Annotated in this window: 19 protein-coding genes; 11 read left to right on the forward strand and 8 right to left on the reverse strand. The window is 63.8% G+C overall.

The window, feature by feature from the left end:
• Positions 1 to 97 precede the first annotated feature (97 nt).
• Positions 98 to 1,690, reverse strand: coding sequence for a peptide chain release factor 3 (locus CIT26_RS17900; protein ID WP_167391441.1), 1,593 nt, complete (start codon positions 1,688 to 1,690; stop codon positions 98 to 100).
• A 135-nt stretch (positions 1,691 to 1,825) separates the two neighbouring features.
• On the opposite strand from CIT26_RS17900, the gene CIT26_RS17905 reads away from it, so the two are divergent.
• From CIT26_RS17905 to CIT26_RS17915, 3 genes are all read left to right on the forward strand, one after another.
• On the forward strand, positions 1,826 to 2,911 hold the full coding sequence (locus CIT26_RS17905) for an NAD(P)/FAD-dependent oxidoreductase (RefSeq protein WP_095493813.1): 1,086 nt from the start codon (positions 1,826 to 1,828) through the stop codon (positions 2,909 to 2,911).
• A 346-nt stretch (positions 2,912 to 3,257) separates the two neighbouring features.
• Complete coding sequence (locus tag CIT26_RS17910; protein WP_095493814.1) at positions 3,258 to 4,184, forward strand: DUF1963 domain-containing protein; 927 nt, start codon at positions 3,258 to 3,260, stop codon at positions 4,182 to 4,184.
• Positions 4,174 to 4,581 (forward strand): DUF1963 domain-containing protein, encoded by a 408-nt coding sequence (locus CIT26_RS17915; protein ID WP_095493815.1) that lies wholly within the window; start codon positions 4,174 to 4,176, stop codon positions 4,579 to 4,581. Before CIT26_RS17910 ends, CIT26_RS17915 begins: the two co-directional genes overlap by 11 nt.
• A gap of 94 nt (positions 4,582 to 4,675) precedes the next feature.
• Here CIT26_RS17915 and CIT26_RS17920 read toward each other — a convergent pair whose 3' ends face one another.
• The 3 genes from CIT26_RS17920 to CIT26_RS17930 form a co-directional block, all read right to left on the reverse strand.
• Positions 4,676 to 6,049 (reverse strand): amidase, encoded by a 1,374-nt coding sequence (locus CIT26_RS17920; RefSeq protein ID WP_095493816.1) that lies wholly within the window; start codon positions 6,047 to 6,049, stop codon positions 4,676 to 4,678.
• 168 nt (positions 6,050 to 6,217) lie between these two features.
• Positions 6,218 to 7,018 carry a class II glutamine amidotransferase gene (locus CIT26_RS17925; protein ID WP_095493817.1) on the reverse strand — a complete coding sequence of 267 codons (801 nt, stop codon included), beginning with the start codon at positions 7,016 to 7,018 and terminating at the stop codon, positions 6,218 to 6,220.
• Positions 7,019 to 7,032: 14 nt separating this feature from the next.
• Complete coding sequence (locus CIT26_RS17930; RefSeq protein ID WP_091592874.1) at positions 7,033 to 7,287, reverse strand: DUF6356 family protein; 255 nt, start codon at positions 7,285 to 7,287, stop codon at positions 7,033 to 7,035.
• A 115-nt stretch (positions 7,288 to 7,402) separates the two neighbouring features.
• Here CIT26_RS17930 and CIT26_RS17935 point away from each other — a divergent pair, with 115 nt between their 5' ends.
• The 6 genes from CIT26_RS17935 to CIT26_RS17960 all read left to right on the forward strand — a co-directional run bounded on the left by CIT26_RS17935 (position 7,403) and on the right by CIT26_RS17960 (position 11,901).
• Entirely contained in the window at positions 7,403 to 7,873 is a 471-nt protein-coding gene (locus CIT26_RS17935; RefSeq protein ID WP_095493818.1) for an Lrp/AsnC family transcriptional regulator, read from the forward strand.
• Between the two features lie 84 nt (positions 7,874 to 7,957).
• A complete protein-coding gene (gene dut, locus CIT26_RS17940; RefSeq protein ID WP_095493819.1) occupies positions 7,958 to 8,443 on the forward strand; it encodes a dUTP diphosphatase in 486 nt (161 codons plus the stop codon).
• Positions 8,443 to 9,099, forward strand: a complete 657-nt coding sequence (locus CIT26_RS17945; protein WP_167391442.1) for an HAD family hydrolase — start codon at positions 8,443 to 8,445, stop codon at positions 9,097 to 9,099. The genes dut and CIT26_RS17945 overlap by 1 nt, the downstream gene beginning before the upstream one ends.
• An 88-nt stretch (positions 9,100 to 9,187) precedes the next feature.
• The gene (locus tag CIT26_RS17950) at positions 9,188 to 10,036 is read left to right on the forward strand and encodes a hypothetical protein (RefSeq protein ID WP_095493821.1); all 849 of its coding nucleotides are present in this window, start codon (positions 9,188 to 9,190) and stop codon (positions 10,034 to 10,036) included.
• 69 nt (positions 10,037 to 10,105) lie between these two features.
• The gene (locus CIT26_RS17955) at positions 10,106 to 10,909 is read left to right on the forward strand and encodes an isocitrate lyase/PEP mutase family protein (protein WP_095493822.1); all 804 of its coding nucleotides are present in this window, start codon (positions 10,106 to 10,108) and stop codon (positions 10,907 to 10,909) included.
• Positions 10,906 to 11,901, forward strand: a complete 996-nt coding sequence (locus CIT26_RS17960) for a proline racemase family protein (protein ID WP_095493823.1) — start codon at positions 10,906 to 10,908, stop codon at positions 11,899 to 11,901. Before CIT26_RS17955 ends, CIT26_RS17960 begins: the two co-directional genes overlap by 4 nt.
• A 91-nt stretch (positions 11,902 to 11,992) precedes the next feature.
• Here the strand turns inward: CIT26_RS17960 and CIT26_RS17965 are convergent, their stop codons facing one another.
• Positions 11,993 to 12,688 (reverse strand): sulfate transporter family protein, encoded by a 696-nt coding sequence (locus CIT26_RS17965; RefSeq protein WP_095493824.1) that lies wholly within the window; start codon positions 12,686 to 12,688, stop codon positions 11,993 to 11,995.
• 193 nt (positions 12,689 to 12,881) lie between these two features.
• On the opposite strand from CIT26_RS17965, the gene CIT26_RS17970 reads away from it, so the two are divergent.
• Positions 12,882 to 13,874, forward strand: a complete 993-nt coding sequence (locus tag CIT26_RS17970) for an adenosine kinase (protein ID WP_095493825.1) — start codon at positions 12,882 to 12,884, stop codon at positions 13,872 to 13,874.
• A gap of 190 nt (positions 13,875 to 14,064) precedes the next feature.
• On the opposite strand, the gene CIT26_RS17975 is transcribed toward CIT26_RS17970, so the two are convergent.
• Positions 14,065 to 16,344 (reverse strand): NADP-dependent malic enzyme, encoded by a 2,280-nt coding sequence (locus CIT26_RS17975; protein ID WP_095493826.1) that lies wholly within the window; start codon positions 16,342 to 16,344, stop codon positions 14,065 to 14,067.
• Between the two features lie 142 nt (positions 16,345 to 16,486).
• Between CIT26_RS17975 and mutS the strand changes: the two genes are divergently transcribed.
• Entirely contained in the window at positions 16,487 to 19,237 is a 2,751-nt protein-coding gene (gene mutS / locus CIT26_RS17980) for a DNA mismatch repair protein MutS (RefSeq protein ID WP_095493827.1), read from the forward strand.
• A 53-nt stretch (positions 19,238 to 19,290) separates the two neighbouring features.
• On the opposite strand, the gene CIT26_RS17985 is transcribed toward mutS, so the two are convergent.
• On the reverse strand, positions 19,291 to 20,136 hold the full coding sequence (locus tag CIT26_RS17985; protein ID WP_095493828.1) for an aldo/keto reductase: 846 nt from the start codon (positions 20,134 to 20,136) through the stop codon (positions 19,291 to 19,293).
• Positions 20,137 to 20,227: 91 nt separating this feature from the next.
• Complete coding sequence (copM, locus tag CIT26_RS17990; protein ID WP_095493829.1) at positions 20,228 to 20,629, reverse strand: CopM family metallochaperone; 402 nt, start codon at positions 20,627 to 20,629, stop codon at positions 20,228 to 20,230.
• Between the last annotated feature and the right edge of the window lie 13 nt (positions 20,630 to 20,642).

Here is a 20,642-nt window from a genome sequence, read left to right on the forward strand (position 1 = left end):
TTCAAGCCCCTTTCGCAGCCGCCGACCTTCCCGCTTGACATCCCCAAGACGCAAATGTGTGCGCACGCTAGCCCACAAGGGAGAAGGAGAAGAGTGCTCAAGCCGCCTTGTCGCGGACCTGGTAATCCTTGACCGCGGCGAAGCGGATCGCCTTCCAGCGCTCGGCCTCGTAGTTGAGCGAAAAGGCGTGCTGGGCCAGGAACACAGGGTCGTTGTCGAGGTCGCGGGCAATGTCGCCGCGATGCGCCTCGATGAAGCGATGCGCCTCGGTCTTGTCGTCGGCCGATATCCAGCGGCAGACGGCAAAGCGCGACATCTCGAAATCGACGGGCAGTGTGTATTCGAAGTTCAGCCGCTCCTTCAGCACGTCGAGCTGCAGCGCACCGACGACACCGACGATTGCCGGTGAACCGTCCTCCGGCGAGAACAATTGCACGACGCCTTCCTCGGCCATCTGGTGCAGCGCTTCCTTCAGCTTTTTGGCCTTCATCGCGTCGCCGAGACGGACGCGGCGCAGGATTTCCGGTGCGAAATTCGGCACCCCGCGGAACAGTATCTCCTCGCCCTCGGTCAGCGTGTCGCCGATGCGCAGCGTGCCATGGTTGGGGATGCCGACGACGTCGCCGGCAAAAGCCTCGTCGGCGGTGACGCGGGTGCGGGCGAAGAAGAATTGTGGCGCCGACAGGCTCATCGGTTTTCCCGTGCGCACCAGCTTGGCCTTCATGCCGCGCTCGAGCTTGCCCGAGCAGACACGGACGAAGGCGATGCGGTCGCGGTGGTTGGGATCCATGTTGGCCTGGATCTTGAAGACGAACGAGGTCATCTTGTCCTCGGTCGCCTCGACCTTGCGGGTGTCGGCCTCCTGCGCGCGCGGCGGCGGCCCGTAGGCGCCAAGCGCCTCGATCAGGTCGCGCACGCCATAATTGCGCAGCGCCGAACCGAAGTAGACCGGCGTCAGATGGCCCTCGCGAAACGCGTCGATGTCGAGCGGACGGCAGGCCTCGCGCGCCAGTTCCAGCTCCTCGATGAAGGCTTCGCGCTCGTTCTCCGGCAACAGGCCGGCAACGCGGTTGGAATCCGGACCGTTGACAGGCGTGCGTTCCTTCTCCGCGTCGCCCTTTCGCACGGCGTTCAGCGCCAGGTGGTAGGTGCCTGAAAAGGTTTTGCCGCGGCCGATCGGCCAGGTGATCGGCGCGGTGTCCAGCGCCAGCTTCTGCTCGATCTCGTCGAGGATCTCGAACGGATCGCGGCTTTCGCGGTCCATCTTGTTGACGAAGGTGATGATCGGGATATCGCGCAGCCGGCAGACCTCGAACAGTTTTAGCGTGCGCGGCTCGATGCCCTTGGCGGCGTCGATGACCATGACCGCCGCGTCGACCGCCGACAGCGTGCGATAGGTATCGTCGGCGAAATCCTCGTGGCCGGGCGTGTCGAGCAAATTGAAGACGTTGTCCTCATACTCGAATGTCATCACCGAGGTGACGACCGAAATGCCGCGCTCGCGCTCGATCTTCATCCAGTCCGACCGGGTCTGGATGCGATCCTTCTTGGCCTTGACCTCGCCGGCAAGCTGGATGGCGCCGCCGAACAGCAGCAGCTTTTCGGTCAGCGTCGTCTTGCCGGCGTCCGGATGCGCGATGATCGCGAAAGTGCGGCGGCGCGCCACCGCGTTCGTGATGTCTTCAGCCAATTTATGGAATCCCATGTGGTGCGCGGGCTTCTAGCAGCGCTTTTGTACCCTGTCGAACAGTTTTGGGCAGTTGCCGGTCTTGAGATAGGGTTGCCGCAACGACATCAGAAGACCCGATTCGACAAAGGACCATCGATGAGCGCAGCCAAGCAAGTCATCGTCGTCGGCGCCGGCATCATCGGCGCGTCCATCGCCTGGTATCTGGCGAAGGCTGGCGCGAAGGTGACGGTCATTGCCGACAGCGGCGCCGGCGGCGTCGCGACGCCGAATTCCTTTGCCTGGATCAATGCCAGTTGGGGCAATCCAGAAGCGTATTTCCGGCTGCGCACCCGTTCGATGGCCGAATGGACGCGGCTTGCGCATGACGTGCCCGGCATTCCGTTGGAATGGTGCGGCGGCCTGTGCTGGGACCTGCCGCCGGCCAAGTTGGAGGCCTATGCCGTCGAGCATTCTGCCTGGGGCTACGGCATCGAGCGCGTCGACCGCGTGGGAGCCGCACGTATAGAGCCCAATTTGACCGAGCTTCCCGATTTCGCCCTTCATGTCGCAGAGGAGGGCGTGGCCGAGCCGGTCCCGGCCACGCAGACGCTGCTGGCCGACGCCGAGCGACGCGGCGCGCGGGTGATGACCGGCACGACAGTCACCGCGCTGATACAGACCAATGGCAGGATTACCGGCGTGGATACGTCAGGCGGACGGATTGCCGCCGACGAGGTGGTGATCGCAGCCGGCGCCGGCTCTCCGGCAATTGCGGCGACGGCCGGGTTAAAACTGCCGATCGAGACGCCGCCCGGCCTGATCGTCCATTCATGCCCGTACGAAAAGCTGCTCAACGGCCTGGTGATCGGCGACCGGCTGCACATGCGCCAGACTGCCGAGGGCCGCATCATCGCCGGTTCGGATTTCGGCGGCGCCGATCCGGGCATGGATGCCGAAGCCACAGCCCGCGAGCTGTATGCGTCGATGAAAACCATGCTGCGCGGTGCCGACCGGCTGGAACTGGATTTTCACACCGTCGGCTATCGGCCGACGCCGATCGACGGCTTTCCGATCATCGGACGGGCTCAAGGCGTGAGCGGCCTCTATGTCGCGGTCATGCATTCCGGCATCACGCTGGCGCCTGCCGTCGGCCTGTTCGCCGGCCGGGAAATCCTCGACGGGGAGCGCGATCCGCTGCTTGAGCCCTATGGGCTGGGACGGTTTTCTCAGCAGCCCGAGTAGGCAAATCGCATCGGGCACCCTCACCCAGCCTCCACTTTGCTCGGCCGACCATTCCGGGGCGAGCCACGTCTCTCCCCCGTCCTTCGGCCCCCGAGGGGAGAGGAGTTCGCCAGCGCCGGCGTAAGCTTCTTCTCTCCAACGGGAGAAGAGGCTGCGAAGCGGCCGGATGGGGCGTAGCGATAGCTAGCGATCGGCTGCTGGTTCGAATTCAATTCGTGAATGATCTGAAGCTGAAATCGAATGAGATTTGCGTCGCTTCTGCTTCACTAGTTCCTATTGACTTTATCAGGATGTTTACTTTGTAACTGGCATTTTTCCACGTGGCTGGCAGGCAACTAGGTAGCAGATGATCATCCGGGTACTTAGAAAAATCTTTGGCAAGCGCAAGGCAGACCAGGCGTCGCGCGAATTCGCTGCCGGGCTAGTACGTGGCATCGTGGAGAACGAAGTCGCAACCTTCGAGATGCTGGCTGAGGCGAGAAACAGCAAGGAACCCTATGTGTTGCTCACTCCCGTCGTACCGCTCCCGGCACAGCAAAGCGCCGGATGGTTTGGCGGCATGCCTTGCTTGCCCGACGACGTTGCTTGGCCAGAGATCGAGGGCGAACCTCTTCGTTTCGTATGTCAGATAGACCTGTCCGCCTTGCCCCAGAATATCTGGTCTGGCCTCGGTCCCAGGAAAGGCTGGCTTGCTGTTTTCCTTCATGCCGAAGAAACGGCTCATGCCAAAGAAACGGCTCCCAAGGTGCTCCACGTCGATGGAGAACTGAGATGGCGCGACGGACCTGGGCAGGCGGATGCGGTCTGGTTCCGGCGGCGATCATCCAAAGGCATACCGCCGGTGCAAGCCCATTCGCCGAAGTGGCCAATCATGATCACCGGGCACGTTGGCCAACCTCCTCCGCCCACGGGATGGCGCAAGGGTAAGGCGCCCGGCTTTCCCGATCCCCGCCATGCTCAGTTTCCGGACCTATCCCACGCGGCCTTTCATCCGTTCAACGAAGCGACGCTCGCGGCGCTTCTCAATGTCATTGAGGACCAGTTCAGCTTAGGGAGGACACACATAGACGGCCTGCTCAAAAGGAAACACCGCGACGGGGATAGAACGGAACTGGAGAGCATACAGCTAGAAGCGTCCCGGTCGATGGGGCGGTTTTCACATCAGGGATTTGCTCATACCCTTCACAAAGGACTTCCAGCGCGCACCGATCCAAGACTTGCTGGCGCAGATCGCGGACATACCTTTCTGCTATGTACGCTATTTGAAAGATGACGAAGATGGCTATGCCTTTTTCAGTTCTTCGACCTTGAGACTGTGCGAGAAGCCGGTCGGGCAATGGTGGTACACCTATGCTGACCAGCTTTATCGGCATGCCGTCTGCGCTTACACACACGCTCCCGAGACGCTTCATCCCGAATTGCGCTCTCGCATGGAAATGACCTGGCAATTCGATGCCCTGCACGAACGGGGCGCTATGGGGCATGCCCCGGTTGGCCATGTCTACACGCCTCACGGGCCGGCGACACCGAATGCGGTTTTGTTGGAGCTTCGGACAAGCGATATGGTTGGATGGATCTGGGGCGACATGTATTCCATCGTCCTATTCATCAGTCGCGATGACTTGGCGAACGGCAATTTCGACAATGTAACGTTCGAAATTACGAACTAGGTGCGCTTAATTGGAATTGCGCCGCCGAGGTCGATCGAGGTCGGCGCTGGCACGGCGCGACCCACTGCTTGCGTCCTACGCTTGGCCGCTTCGCTCAATAGCCCGGCGGGCGGCGGAAGCCGCCGGTGAGTGGCGCCATGGCCGCTGCGATGCCAAGCAGCCGTGACTCCGACCAGCGTTTGCCAACCAACTGCAGGCCAATGGGCAGGCCGTCGCGGTCCTGCCCGCAGGGCAGCGACAGTGCCGGGTGGCCGCTATAGTTGAACACCGCGCCATAGGCCGGCAGCATCCAGTAGCTCTGCTCCTTGTCATCGACCTTGATCGGTGTTCCCGGCTCGCAATGCGGAAAGGCCGTGGTCATAGCAACGGGGCACAGCAAGGCATCGCAACCTTCGAAAAACCGGTCCCAGGCAAGGATTGACTGGTCGCGGCGGGCGAGCGCCTCGAACCAGCGCGAGACCGGTGTCGGTTCTTCTGGCGGCTCTGGCTGCGCAGCCTCCAGCATCATGCCGATCAGCGCACCGCCTTGCGTCAGATCGTCATGCAGGTCGAGCGTCGGCAGTCTTGCTTCCTCGACGGTCGCGCCTGCAGATTTGAGTTGCTCGGCCAGACTTTCGACCGCGGCCCTGATCTCGCCGGCCACCGGAAAACCCGGAAAGGCCGGCGCGAAAGCGATGCGCAGGGTCTTGAGATCAACCTCCGGCATATCTTCGATGGGCACCGGCGCAAGATCGGTGTCGCTGCCATCCGGTCCTGCAATAATCCCCAGGATCAGCGTCAGATCTTCGACGTTGCGGGTCAGCGGACCGATGCAGGACATCAGCCGCACGCTGCGCGGCGTACCGGCGGGATCGGGAAAGGCGCCGGCTAAGGAGACGCGGTGCTCGGTCGGCTTGAGGCCGTAGACGCCGCAGAAGGCTGCAGGCAGCCGGATCGAATCCTGCATGTCGGTGCCGATCTCGAATGGTGTCATGCCCGTACAGATCGCCGCCGCGGCACCGCCGCTTGAACCGCCTGCGGTGCGCGAGAGATCCCATGGATTACTGGTGCGGCCGAACAGCGGATTGTTCGACTGCCAGTCGGCCAGCATCGTTGCGACGTTTGTCTTGCCGACCAGCACGCCGCCGGCCGCCTTCAACCTGAGAACGACCGGGCTGTCCTTTCTCGCCACATAGTCGGCAAAGGGCGGGAAGCCGACCGTGGTCTTCATCCCCAGTGTTTCGTGCGTGTCTTTCAGCGTGAACGGCACGCCGTGCAGCGGCCCGAGAGCGTCGCCGCGCGCCTGCGCTTCGTCGGCTTTCTTCGCTCGAGCGCGAGCCCCTTCCCTGTCGAGCGTGACGACGGCGTTGACCGCCTCATTTTGCCTGTCGATCTCAGCCAAATGCGCGTCCAGCGCTTCCACGGCGGAAATCTTGCGGTCGCGGATCGCGGCGGCGAGTTCGATAGTCGAGGAAACGACGAGGTCCATGACCAATGCTCCGGCTTGCTAGCGGCGCCAGCCTCACCAAATGGCGGGCTACGGCGCGTCTTCAAGCCGAGTTGAGCATTCGAGGACAGGTGGTGCTTGATCGGAATTGCGCTGCGAGGGTCTGCTGAGGGGGCGCTGTCCCGCGATGTTGCCGCAATAGCGAGGAATCTACACGGCCAGCGCCAGTCTTACCGGTTCCGGCGCAAACGGACGAATGCTGATGCCGTCTCTGGTAATGGTGACGAAGCTAGAGGGCGGGATCGGCTGCCAGTCGCCGCCATCACGGTCGAAAGGCTCCGACATAAGGCATCGCCCGCCGCCATTGCGGAAGACGGAGGTGTAGAGCGTCGGCGCGTGGGCATCGGTCGCATAGCGCACCGCATGGAGCGATTCGCCGTCCGACAAGGCGGCGGTAAGTCTCAGCGCCGGTTCGAAGCCGGCGCGCCGCGAGGCGTCGATCACCCGCGCCGTAGCGCGCGACACCGCGCCTTGCGGATCGCCCGCCAGACCCTCGTCGATCATCAGGAGAAAGAAAAGTTCAGAATCGGTGGTGCCCTCGCGCCGATCGAAGACATCGTCGGAGAGCGCGTTTTCCAGCGCGCGGCGGATTTTTTCGAAGCCGCCGATCTGGCCGTTGTGCATGAACGACCAGCGGCCTGATATGAAGGGATGACAGTTCATGCGGCTGGTGGCGCCGCCGGTCGAGGCGCGCACATGGGCAAGGAACAGGCTGGACCTGATCTGGCGGCACAGGCTCTTCAGATTGGGATCGGACCAGGCCGGCAGGATGTCGCGATAGAGACCCGGTTCGGGCCGGTCGCCGTACCAGGCGAGACCAAAGCCATCGCCATTGGTCGGCGACTTGGCTTCCTGGGCGCAATGGCTCTGGGCGATCAGCGAATGGCAGGGTGCCGTGACGATGTCTTCGAGAAAGACCGCTTCGCCAAGGTAGGCCGCCCACCGGCACATCGCTTAATCTTCCCTCAGGCGCGATCCATGAGAGCCGCAGGCTCCTTGATTGCGTGTGTGCCTCTGTTGTGCGTGCGCTCATAGAGCTCGCGAACGATTCGGCTGGCCGTAGTCTCAAACAGAAACGGCAAGAAAGCGTGAATGAGCGCGGCGAACGCTGCCATGAACAGGCGCGAGCAGAACCACGCCGCGAAGGCCATATGGCTGAAATAGGTCTCGCCGACCTTGGCCGGGTGAGAGGTAAAGAGCCTTGCAAGCCGTGTCGTCATGGTAATGCCTCCTACCGGGATAAGCCCCCGATGCTGAGTATTCTGGCACGAGCTTTTGGTTCATTGGTCCCAAATCATCCTTGTGTTTGGCCAATTATTGGGACAAACATCCCACATGCCGCTGGAAATCGATGAGATCGACCGAAGATTGCTGGCCGAGCTGCAACGCGACGGCACATTGTCGGTCGACCAATTGTCGGAAAGAGTGTCGCTGTCGCGCAACGCCTGCTGGCGCCGGGTGAAGCGGCTGGAAGAAGACGGCGTCATCACCGGCCGGGTGGCGCTGGTCGATGCCGACAAACTTGGACTCGGCCTCTCGGTGTTCATCCTGGTCCGGACCTCCAACCACGATCCGGACTGGCTGCAAAAATTCCGGGCGGCTGTGACCGGTTTTCCCGAGATCACCGGCGTCTACCGCATGTCCGGCGACCTCGATTATGTCTTGCGTGCCCGCGTCGCCGACGTGAAGGCTTATGACCGGCTCTATCAGCGGCTGATCGCCAAGGTGGCGCTGTCAGACGTTTCGGCCTCCTTCGTCATGGAGGAGATCAAGGAGACGACGGTCGTTCCCATCGAACTGCGCTGAAGCGGAACTGCGCTGAAAGAAAGCCGTTGATAGCGTAGCCGCCGAGTTGACCGAATCGGCGTTGACAGCGATAGGATCAGCCTCATGCGCGCAGCCCTCTACACTTCCTCCGTCATCGGTCCGGCCGTCGGCTTCGTCAGGCTGCCGCATGGCGAAGGCCTGCCGCTTCCCGCCTATGAAAGCTCGGGCGCCGCCGGCATGGATCTGCGCGCCGCGGTGCCGGACGACCGGCCGCTGCTGATCCTCCCGGGAAAACGCGCGCTGGTGCCGACCGGGCTGATCCTGGAGATCCCGGAGGGCGTAGAGGGCCAAGTCCGGCCGCGTTCAGGCCTCGCCTTCAAGCACGGCCTCACCTGTCTCAACACACCGGGCACCATCGACAGCGACTATCGCGGCGAGGTCAAGGTGCTGTTGATCAATCTCGGCGACGAGGATTTCGCGGTGACGCGCGGCATGCGGATCGCCCAGATCGTCTTCGCCCCGGTGACGCGGGCGACGGTCGAGGAGCGCACCTTGGCCGGCGGAACGACGCGCGGCTCCGGCGGCTTCGGATCGACCGGCACGGCCTGATGTTCCTACCCAAACTCGTCATCTTCGATTGCGACGGGGTTCTGGTCGACACCGAGAACCTGGCCAATCGGCGCCTTGCCGAATGGCTCAGCGCCGCCGGCTACCCGGCAAGTTTCGAACATTGCCGTAAGAATTTCTCCGGCCGCTCCATGGTCTCGGTGCAGAAGGAAGTCGAGGCGACCGGCGTCAGCCTCGGTGCCGATTTCGTCGAGCGTTGGAATGCCGGCCTGCCGGACCTGTTCGCGCATGGCGTCGAAGCCGTCCCCTATGTCAGGCAGTTCATCGAAGCCGTGCACGCGGCCGGCATCGCAACTTGCGTCGCTTCATCGGCACGGGTGTCGAAAATGCACATCACGCTCGGCCAGACCGGGCTGCTGCCGCTGTTCGAGCATGCGCTGTTCAGCTCGACCATGGTCTCGCGCGGCAAGCCGTTTCCCGACCTGTTCCTGCATGCGGCAAGCACGATGGGCTTCGCGCCCGCCGACTGCATCGTCATCGAGGACAGCGTCGCCGGGACATTAGCCGGCATTGCCGCCGGCATGCGCGTTTATTCCTATCACGGCGACCCGCATTCCGACCGCGACGGCCTGACCGAGGCCGGCGGCATCCTGTTCGAGGACATGCGCGAACTTGCCGGGCTGGTGCCGATCCACTGATCTGATATTCGAGCTTGTTATTCCGGCTGTACGCCTCGGTCGTCCGTGCTAGCTTGCAAAACGCTCGACAGTGCGAGGCGCCCAACGCATGAATCCCATCCTGCTTCGCTTCGTCCTCGCCTGTTTGCTGCTGCCGTGCCTGTCGACTGCGGCCGGCGCACAAGGCGTCAGCTTCCCGGACCTTGGCAGCGCCGTTCCCGGCCACAAGGACACGACCTATCTCGACCTCGCCAGGATGGTCATTCCCGATCTGGCGGCGGACAAGGACGGCTTCTGCCGGGGCTCCATGCCAATCCAGATGCGCCACATCGAGGGCCCGGATAGCGGAGGCTCGCCGCCCGAAACGTCGGGCTTTTCCGATGCTGGCGTGCTCAACTTCAAGGCCAGCGGCAAGGATCGGCTGGCCATGCTTTTCGACCTCGGCAGCTCCTCCGACAGCGCCGAGGGTTTTGCGGTGCTGGCGCTCTACGATCTTGCCGGCAAGCCGAGACTGCTCGACGCTGTCAATGTCGCCGTCGACCGGAGCACCTATTTCCGCGATCCGGGCAAACTGCAGATAGGGCCCAGCGATGACGCTATCATCACCCTGAGCACGCATTTCAATTCGAGCCAGGGCTATGTGAGCACGCCGCTGATCCTGGTCCGCGACGACAGGTTGGAGTTGATCGACATGATCTATACGTTCGACGAGTCCCTGTGCGCCTACAGGCGCACGCAGGAGTTGGCGTTTCAGACCGTTGCGGACGGCCAGCCCTATGCGGCCATCAAGGCGACGGTGACCGATGCCACCGTGCCGAATGGCGAAAGCTGCGACGATCCGGCGCCCGAGGCTTCCTCGCGCGACATCTGCGTCACCTATCATTGGGACGGGACCGCATACGTCAAGGGGTCCGACGCACTGGACAAATTGGCAGGAGAGAACGCCAATCGCTTCTGAACCAATCGCATTCGTTTGCCCGGCGGGCAGCGGCGGGATAAAATGCGCTTCGCACTCTGGGGAGCATCCATGGACAAGGGCAAAATCTTTCGCGATCTGCACAGCTCGATCTTCGTCATGCCCAACCCCTGGGACGTCGGCACGACGAAACTGCTGGCCTCCTTCGGTTTCAAGGCGTTGGCGACGACCAGCGCCGGCTTTGCCTTTTCGCGCGGCCTGCCTGACGGCGCCGTGACCTTCGAGGCGATGATCCACCACTGCCGCGACGTGGCGGCGGCGACCGGCCTGCCGATCTCGGCCGATCTCGAGAAGGGCAAGGGCGACAGCGCGACAAGTGCCGCCGAGACTGTCTTCGCGGCCGAAGCGGCGGGCCTCGCCGGCTGCTCGATCGAGGACCACACCGGCGAGCCCGACAAGCCGATCTATGATTTTTCGCATGCAGTCGAGCGCGTCGCCGCTGCAGCGGAAGCGGCACGGGCTCTGAAGCGCGATTTCGTCTTCACCGCGCGGGCCGAGAATTTTCTGTGGGGCAAGCCCGACATTGACGACACCATCAAGCGGTTGCAGGCCTTCGAGAAGGCCGGCGCCGACGTGCTCTATGCGCCGGGCATCGGCGACATCGAGACGGTGCGAACCGTCTGCTCGGCGCTGACCAAGCCGGTCAACGTCATGGTGAGGCCCGGCTTCACCATCGCCGATCTTGCCCTGGCAGGGGTCAAGCGCATTTCGCTCGGGCCCTGGCTGACCAATTACGCCTTCGGCATGCTGGAGACGGCGGCGCGCGAGATCCAGCAGGACGGCACCTTCGGCTTCACCCGGACCGCCATGCCGTTCGGCAAGCTGCAGGCGTTGTTTGCCGAACCCAACGCATGACGCTCGCCGTCGTCGACATGCACACCGGTGGCGAGCCGCTGCGGATCGTCACCGGCGGTTATCCCAAGATCCCTGCAGGCACCATTCTCGAAAAACGCGCCTATGTGCGCGATCACCTCGACCATCTCAGGAGGATCCTGATGTTCGAGCCGCGCGGCCATTACGACATGTATGGCGCGCTGCTGGTGGAACCCGACCTGCCCGGCGCCGACCTCGCCGTGCTGTTCATGCACAATGAGGGCTATTCGACTATGTGCGGCCACGCCATCGTCGCGCTCGGCCGCTATGCCGTCGACGAGGGGCTGGTGGCGCGGCAGGAGCCGGTGACGACAGTCAACATCGAAGCGCCGTGCGGGCTGGTCGTCGCCTCGGTCGAGGTGCAGGACGGCAAGGCAGGTGCTGTGTCGTTCGAAAGCGTGCCTGCCTTTTTGTTCGCCCGCGACCAGGAGATCGAATTACCGGGCTTCGGGGCGATCGGCTTCGACATCGCCTATGGCGGCGCCTTCTATGCGCTCGCCGATTGCAGCCAGTTCGGGCTGGAATTCGGCAAAAACCGCGTGCGCGATTTCGTCGATGCGGCGACGGCGCTGACCGGGAAACTGAAGGCCGAGTTCCCGCTGTCGCATCCCGACCATGCCGACCTTGCCTTTCTCTACGGCACCATCCTGACCGACGGACAGGACGTATTCTCCGATAGCCCGACCAAGAACATCTGTGTCTTCGCCGAGGCCCAGGTCGACCGCTCGCCGACCGGATCCGGCGTCACAGCGCGGCTGGCGGCAATGCATGCCAAGGGCGAAATCGCCGGCCAGACGCGGCTGTTCGAGAGTATCGCCGGCTCGCGCTTTTCCGGCAGCGTGGCGAGGACCGCGAAAGCTGGGCCGCATGACGCCATCATCGCCCGCGTCGGTGGCCGCGCCTTCTACTGCGGCCGGGCCGAATTCATCGTCGAACCCGACGACGAGCTGGGACGCGGTTTTCTCTTACGCTAGCGCCGGCCCAAAAAACGGAACGGAGCGTAACGTTTGGCTACGCACCGGACACCGCCATTCGCACGCCGGCATCACCTGAGCATCAGCACTCCTAAGCCGCTTCCCGCGCTGAGATCGCCTTGTGCAAATGCACCATCATGGCGGCGGCGAACAGCGGCGTCAGAAGGTTGAGCAGCGGCACGGCGAGGAAGGCAGCAACAACCAGCCCGGCGAGGAACACCGTGACGGCATGTTTTTTGCGCAACGCCCGTGCCTCGGCCTCCGGGCGAAAGCGCATGGCGGCGAATTCGAAAAATTCGCGTCCCAGCAGATAGCCGTTGACGATGAAGAAGGCGGCGATGTTGATGCCCGGCACCAGCAGAAGCAGCAAGGCCACGATGTTGCCGAGGATGACGACGCCGAAGAATCTTATCGCCAGCACCATCGAGCGCAGTGCCGGCATGGCGCGGCCGGGCGGGTCATTGGGATAGTCGGTGCGCTCGACCACTTCGGCGACGTCGTCGAGAAACAGGCCGGCGATGATCGCCGTCACCGGCGCGATCAGCAGCGCCAGACCCAGCGCAAGACCGATCCCGGCGACGATGACGCCCAGCCATCCGGCCCAGGACGGCAGGCCGGGCAGCCATGCGTCAATCCATGGCCAGGCCAGCCATTCGAACAGGCCCTCGATGGCGAACCACAGCGCGGCGAGCGCCAGCAAGGTCAGGCCCAGCGTTTTCACGAACACCGAGCGGAATTCGGGCGAGAACAACCGGCTGGCGGCGGCGCGGGCGGCGTTGGAGATCACGGCGTTTCCAATTCCAGGGCTGGTATCTTCGAGGCAGGCGGAGACAGGACAAAGCACGCACAGCGCGATGCAGTGCATCTGCCGTTCGACCAGATTAATAGATCCCGACCCTAGGCAAAGCCGCATCAAATCGCTAGACCCGCCCGCGGCCGGCGTGCCAGAAGGCCGGTGGTTTTTCGCGGAGACATCATTGATGCCGAACTATGACGTGCTTTGTATCGGTAATGCCATCGTCGACATCATCGCGCAGTGCGACGAGGCATTCCTGGAGACGAATGGCATCATCAAGGGCGCGATGAACCTGATCGACACGAGGCGCGCCGAGTTGCTCTACAGCCGCATGGGCCCGGCGATCGAAGCCTCCGGCGGCAGCGCCGGCAACACGGCGGCGGGTGTCGCCAGCTTCGGCGGACGCGCCGCCTTCTTCGGCAAGGTCTCGAACGACACGCTCGGCGAAATCTACGCGCATGACATGCATGCGCAGGGCGTCGCCTTCGACACCAGGCCGCTCAATGGCGAACCGCCGACTGCGCGCTCGATGATCTTCGTCACGCCCGACGGCGAGCGCTCGATGAACACCTATCTCGGCGCCTGCGTCGAGCTCGGGCCGGAAGATGTCGAGGCCGACAAGGCGTCGGGCGCCGCCATCACCTATTTCGAGGGCTATCTATGGGACCCGCCGCGCGCCAAGGAAGCGTTCCGGCAGACGGCGAAGCTCGCCCATGCCGCCGGGCGCGAAGTGTCGATGACATTGTCGGATTCGTTCTGCGTCGACCGCTACCGCGAGGAGTTTCTGGACCTAATGCGCTCGGGCACCGTCGACATCGTCTTTGCCAACAGCCACGAGATCAAGGCGCTCTACCAGACCGCCTCGTTCGACGAGGCGCTGGCCCAGATCCGCAAGGACTGCAAGATCGCCGCCGTCACCCGGTCGGAAATGGGCTCGGTCATCGTGCGCGGCGACGAGACCGTCACCGTCGACGCGACCAAAATCCGGGAGCTGGTCGACACCACCGGCGCCGGCGACCTCTATGCCGCCGGCTTCCTCTACGGCTACACGCAAGGGCGCAGCCTGAAGCATTGCGGCGACCTCGGCTCGCTGGCGGCCGGGCTGGTCATCCAGCAGATCGGGCCAAGGCCTCGGCAGAATTTGCGCCACGAGGCTGAGCAGGCAGGGCTGCTGTAGGGAGGCGGCACCTCTTCCTTCTCCCCTTGTGGGAGAAGGTGGATCGGCGCGCAGCGCCGAGACGGTTGAGGGGTGTTGGAAGAAATGAGGCGTCGGCGTTCCCTGGAACACCCCTCATCCGACCGAGCTTCGCTCGGCCACCTTCTCCCACAAGGGGAGAAGGAAGAGGCGCTCGCTGCTGCCCCGCTCCTCACGCCCCCGCCGTGTACGCGGCGATGGCCGCCATGTTGACGATATCGCTGTCCTTGGCGTTGAGCGAGACGATCTGAACCGGCTTGTCCAAGCCGACCAGCAGCGGGCCGATGACGGTCGAGCCGCCGAGTTCCTGCAGCATTTTGGTCGAGATCGAGGCCGAGTGGAAAGCCGGCATGATCAGCACATTCGCCGGACCGGTGAGCCGAATGAACGGGTATTGCGCCATGGCACGCGCGTTGAGCGCCACATCGGCGGCCATCTCGCCGTCATACTCGAAATCGACGCGCCGCTTGTCGAGGATGCGCACCGCTTCCTGGACGCGCTCGGAGCGCTCACCCTGCGGATGGCCGAAGGTGGAATAGGCAAGCATGGCGAGCCTTGGCTCATAGCCCATGCGGCGGGCAAAGCCGGCGGCTTCCTCAGCGATGTCGGCGATCTGTTCGGCATTCGGCATATCGTGCACGGCGGTGTCGGCGACGATCACCGTTCGGCCCCGCGCCAGCACGATCGAGGCGCCGATGACGCGGTGGCCGGGCTTGGCGTCGATGACACGGCGGATGTCGTCGAGCGCCGTGGAATAGTTGCGGGTGACGCCGGTGACGATGCCGTCGGCGTCGCCCAGCGCCACCATGCAGGCGGCGAAATGGTTGCGGTCGTTGTTGATCAGGCGCTGGCAATCGCGGAACAGGAAGCCCTTGCGCTGCATGCGCTCGTAGAGATAGTCGGTGTAGACGCCGTTGCGGCGCGACAGCCGCGCATTGATGATCTCGATGCCTTGCTTGTTCAGCTCGATGCCGGCGTTCCTGGCGTTCTCCTTGATGATGTCGTCGCGGCCGAGCAGGATGGCGGTGCCGAGCCGCTGGTTCACATAGGAGACGGCGGCGCGCATCACCTGCTCCTCCTCGCCCTCGGCGAAGACGATGCGCTTGGGCTGGCGGCGCACGCGGTCGTAGATGCGCTGCAGCGTCGAGGCGATCGGATCGCGGCGGGCGGAAAGCTCCTGCGCGTAGCGGTCGAGGTCGAGGATCGGCTTGCGCGCGACGCCGGACTCCATCGCTGCCTTGGCGACCGCGATCGGAATGGCCGAGATCAGGCGCGGATCGAACGGCACCGGGATGATGTAGTTGGGGCCGAATTTCGGCCGCATGCCCTGGTAGGCGGCGGCGACGTCGTCGGGCACGTCCTGGCGCGCCAGTTCGGCGAGCGCACGCGCCGCGGCGATCTTCATGTCGTCATTGATGGTGGTGGCCCGCACGTCCAGTGCGCCACGGAAGATGTAGGGGAAGCCGAGCACGTTGTTGACCTGGTTCGGATAGTCCGAACGCCCTGTGGCCATGATGGCATCGGTGCGGATTTCGGCGACTTCCTCCGGCGTGATCTCGGGATCGGGATTGGCCATGGCAAAGATGATCGGCTTCTCGGCCATCGACTTCACCATCTTGGTGGTCAGCGCGCCCTTGGCGGACAGGCCGAGGAACACGTCGGCACCGTCCAGCGCCTCGGCCAGCGAGCGCGCGTCGGTCTTGACGGCATGCGCCGACTTCCACTGGTTCATGCCTTCGGTGCGGCCCTGGAAGACGACGCCCTTGGTGTCGCACAGGATGATGTTTTCGGGCGCAAAGCCCATCGCCTTCATCAGTTCGATGCAGGCGACGCCGGCCGCGCCCGCGCCATTGCAGACCATTTTCGTGGTCTTCATGTCGCGGCCCGTGATTTCGAGCGCGTTGATCAGGCCGGCGGCCGAAATGATGGCGGTGCCGTGCTGGTCGTCATGGAAGACCGGTATGTCCATCAGTTCGCGCAGCCGCTGCTCGATGATGAAACATTCCGGCGCCTTGATGTCTTCGAGGTTGATGCCGCCGAAGGAGGGGCCGAGGAAACGCACGCAATTGATGAACTCTTCGGCATCCTCGGTGTCGACCTCGAGATCGATGGAATCGACATCGGCGAAGCGCTTGAACAGCACCGCCTTGCCTTCCATCACCGGCTTGGCGGCCAGTGCGCCGAGATTGCCGAGGCCGAGGATGGCGGTGCCGTTGGAAATGACGGCGACCATGTTGCCGCGCGCCGTGTAGTCGAAGGCGCGGCTGGGATCCTCGGCGATGGCAAGCACCGGAACCGCGACGCCCGGCGAATAGGCGAGGCTGAGATCGCGCTGGGTGGCCATCGGCTTGGTGGCGACGATCTCCAGCTTGCCGGGGCGGCCCATGGCGTGGAATTCCAGCGCCTCCTGCGCACTGACGGAGGGTCCGGGGTTTTCGGTTTTCCTGGCCATGATGCTTTCGATTTCCTCGCCCGTGCGGCAACTCGTTGAGACGGGTGCAATGCTTTCTTTTGTGGAACGTTCGGGATTAAGGCTACACTTCGCCGCTGTAAACCGCCAAGCAGATGGCTCGGGATATTTTGGAAGCAGCTTCTTGAACGACGAAACGCCCATTCGCAGCGATAGCGCTACGCCGGCCTTTGCGCCGGCGACGCCGATGATGGAGCAGTATATCGAGATCAAGGCGGCAAACCCGGACTCGCTGCTGTTCTACCGCATGGGCGATTTCTACGAGCTGTTCTTCGACGACGCCGAGAAGGCGAGCCGGGCGCTCGGCATCGTCCTGACCAAGCGCGGCAAGCACCAGGGCCTCGACATCCCGATGTGCGGCGTGCCGGTGCATGCCGCCGACGACTATCTGCAGAAGCTGATCGGACAGGGGTTCCGTGTCGCCGTCTGCGAGCAGATCGAGGATCCCGCCGAGGCGAAGAAACGCGGCGGCAAGTCGGTGGTGCGCCGCGACGTGGTGCGGCTGGTGACGCCCGGCACCATCACCGAGGACAAGTTGCTGGCGCCGTCGGAATCGAGTTTCTTGATGGCACTTGGCCGGGTCAAAGGCGGAGCGGAACCAAGAGGCGGGGAGCGCGGCAGCGCGACAGGGAGCCAAGGAAGTTTTGCGCTGGCCTGGATCGAGATCTCGACCGGCGCCTTCCGCGTTGCCGAGACCACCGCCGACCGGCTGCTCGCCGATGTCTTTCGCGTCGACCCGCGCGAACTGATCGTCGCCGAGCCGGTGTTTTACGACGCCGAGCTGAAACCTGTGTTCGATGTGCTCGGCCGGGTCGCCAATCCGCAACCGCCGAGCCTGTTCGACTCGGCGTCGGCAGCCGGGCGCATCGCCCGTTTCTTCGAGGTCGCGACGCCGGACAGTTTCGGCACGTTTTCCCGCGCCGAACTGTCGGCGATCTCAGGCGCCATCGCCTATGTCGAAAAAACGCAGAAGGCCGAGCGGCCGCCGCTGTCGCGGCCCGAGCGCGAGGAGCAGGGTTCGACGCTGTTCATCGATCCGGCGACACGCGCCAATCTGGAACTGTTGCGCACCCTGTCCGGCAGCCGCGAGGGTTCGCTGTTCAAGGCGATCGACCGCACTGTGACCGGCGGCGGCGCGCGACTGCTCGCCGACCGGCTGATGGCGCCGCTGACCGACCCGGCAGCAATTGGCGCAAGGCTGGATTCGGTATCGTTCTTCCGGTCCGAGACACGACTGTGCCAAGCGGTGCGGACGAGCCTGAAGAGCGTTGCCGACATGCCCCGCGCCCTATCGCGGCTGGCGCTCAACCGCGGCGGTCCGCGCGATCTCGGCGCGCTGCGTGCCGGGTTCGAGGCAGCCGGCACTATTGCCGAACTGTTTGGGGCGACCACCCTGCCGCAAGAACTGGCGGCGGCGCTGGCGGCGATCGAGGCGCTGCCACGCCCGCTGGCCGAGCATCTGACGCAGGCGCTCAGTGACGAGCTGCCGCTGCTTAAACGCGATGGCGGCTTTGTCCGTTCCAGCTACAATGTTGAACTCGATGAGATGCGAGCGCTGCGCGACGAATCGCGCAAGGTCATCGCCGGGCTGGAGCGCTCGCTGATCGACGAAACCGGCATCCGCTCGCTGAAAATCCGGCACAACAATGTGCTTGGCTACTACATCGAAGTCACCGCCAACCACCATGCGATCATGACGAGCAGCGATGGGGCGAAGGCGCGCTTCATCCATCGCCAGACCATGGCTAATGCCATGCGCTTCACCACGACCGAGCTGGCCGAGCTGGAATCCAAGATCGCCAATGCCGCCGACCGGGCGCTGGCGATCGAGCTTGCCGCTTTCGACAGGCTGACGGCGGAAGCGGTCAGCCAGTCGGACAAGATCCGCGCCGGCGCCGATGCGCTCGCCGTGCTCGACGTGTCGTCTGCACTTGCCTTGCTTTCCGAAAGCGAGGCCTGGTGCCGGCCCATCGTGGACGCGAGCCTCGCCTTTGCCATTTCGGGCGGGCGGCATCCGGTGGTGGAACAGTCGCTGCGGCGTTCGGGCGAAGGACCGTTCGTCGCCAATGATTGCGATTTATCGCCGGAAGGCAATACTAAAAACGGCGCGATCTGGCTGCTGACCGGCCCCAATATGGGCGGCAAATCGACCTTCCTCAGGCAGAACGCGCTGATCGCCATCCTCGCCCAGACCGGCTCCTTCGTGCCGGCGACATCAGCGCATATCGGCGTGGTCGACCGGCTGTTTTCACGTGTCGGTGCCTCGGACGATCTGGCACGCGGCCGCTCGACCTTCATGGTCGAGATGGTCGAAACGGCGGCGATCCTCAACCAGGCCGGCGAACGCGCGCTGGTGATCCTCGACGAGATCGGCCGCGGCACCGCCACCTTCGACGGCCTGTCGATCGCCTGGGCAGCGGTCGAGTATCTGCACGAGAAAAACCGCTGCCGGGCGATTTTCGCCACCCATTTCCACGAGATGACGGCGCTGGCCAGCAAACTCGCTCGACTGCACAATGTCACCATGCGGGTCAAGGAATGGGAGGGCGACGTGGTCTTCCTGCACGAGGTCGGCAAGGGTGCCGCCGACCGCTCCTATGGCGTGCAGGTGGCGCGTCTGGCCGGCCTGCCGGAAGCGGTGGTCGGGCGGGCCAGGGAAGTGCTGCACCAGCTGGAAGCGGGCGAGGTTTCGGGCAAGGCCAACCGGCTGGTCGACGATCTGCCGCTGTTTTCGGTGGCGCTGAAACGGGAAGCGCAAAAGCCGGCAAAGAGCGATGGGCTGAGCGCGGCGCTAGGGGAGATCAATCCCGACGAGATGACGCCACGGGAAGCGCTGGAGGCGTTGTATCGGCTGAAGGGGATGGCGGGGAAGTAGCTGGCTTCGTCCGATAGCGCAGGGAACGCGACCTTAGGTCCTGCGCCAAACCCTCAAATCATCTGCAACCCGCGCTTGCGGGTCGGTGGCGGGAAGGCACGGTCGATGTCGGCGAAATCTTCCGAGGTGAGCTCGATGTCCAACGCAGCGACATTCTGGCGGACATGCTCTTGCCTGCCGGCCTTTGGAATGGCGATGAGGCCGTCCTGTGCCATCACCCAGGCCAGCGCCAGCTGAGCCGCCGTCGCATTGTGGCGGGCGGCGATGGCTTCGAGCCTGGCGTTGCGCGCCAGTACGCCCTGATCGACCGGCGAATAGGCCATCAGCGGAATGCCGCGCTGCCGGCTCCAAGGCGCAAGGTCGAATTCGGGGCCGCGCTGGGACAAATTGTAGAGGATCTGGTTGGTCTGGACGCTGCCGCCGGCCGGCAGGCTGATCAGTTCCTGCATCTCATGGGTGTCGAAATTGCTGACGCCCCAGTGGCGGATCTTGCCGGCCTTTTTCAACGCCTCGAAGGCCTCGACCGTTTCCGCCAGAGGCACGCTGCCGGGCCAGTGCAGCAGATAGAGATCGATCCGGTCGGTGCGCAGATGCCTAAGGCTTCTGTCGCAGGCCGCCGGCACGCCGGTGCGCGAGGCGTTGGACGGCAGCACCTTGGAGACCAGGAACACCTCGTCGCGCAGCCCGGCAATGGCATCCGCCACCACCTCCTCGGCCCCGCCACTGGCATACATTTCGGCGGTGTCGATCAGCATCATGCCGAGATCGAGCCCGAGCTTCAGCGCGTTGATCTCATCGGCGCGGCGGCGGACGTCCTCACCCATCTTCCAGGTGCCCTGACCGAGCACCGGAACGGCTTCGCCCGAGGGCAATGTGGTGGTTCTTATCGTTGACGGCATGGCGCGCTCCAGTCGAGCCGGATGGCACCACACCTTTCGGGAGAAATCCAGGCGAATGTCCTGCCCTGGATTTCCCGCAGACTGCCTGATGCTACTTCACCGGATGGGCGGCCAGCCAATCCTGCATCTGCTTGATCTCGGTTTCCTGCGCGGCGATCACCGCTTCGGCCATTTTGCGCATTTCCGGATCCTTGCCATTGGCAAGCTCGATCTTGGCCATGTCGATGGCGGCCTGGTGATGCGGGATCATGCCGCGGGCGAAATCGACATCGGCATTGCCAGAATATTCTATCGCCATCATGTCGGTGTGCATCTTGTCCATCGCCGCCTTGTAGCCATCGGTCGAGGGACTTTGCGCGCCCATCGCGCCCATGTCGTGCGCCCCCATGTCATGTTTCGTCTCCTGGGCTTGCGACGGAATGCTTTCGAGGAAAACGGCAAGCAGCATCCCCGCTGCCATCAGCAGCAGCACGATCTTCTTGGCCAAGGTCAATTCATTGTCTCCT

It is taken from the genome of Mesorhizobium temperatum, assembly GCF_002284575.1.
In the GTDB taxonomy this organism is placed as follows: Bacteria; Pseudomonadota; Alphaproteobacteria; order Rhizobiales; family Rhizobiaceae; genus Mesorhizobium; species Mesorhizobium temperatum.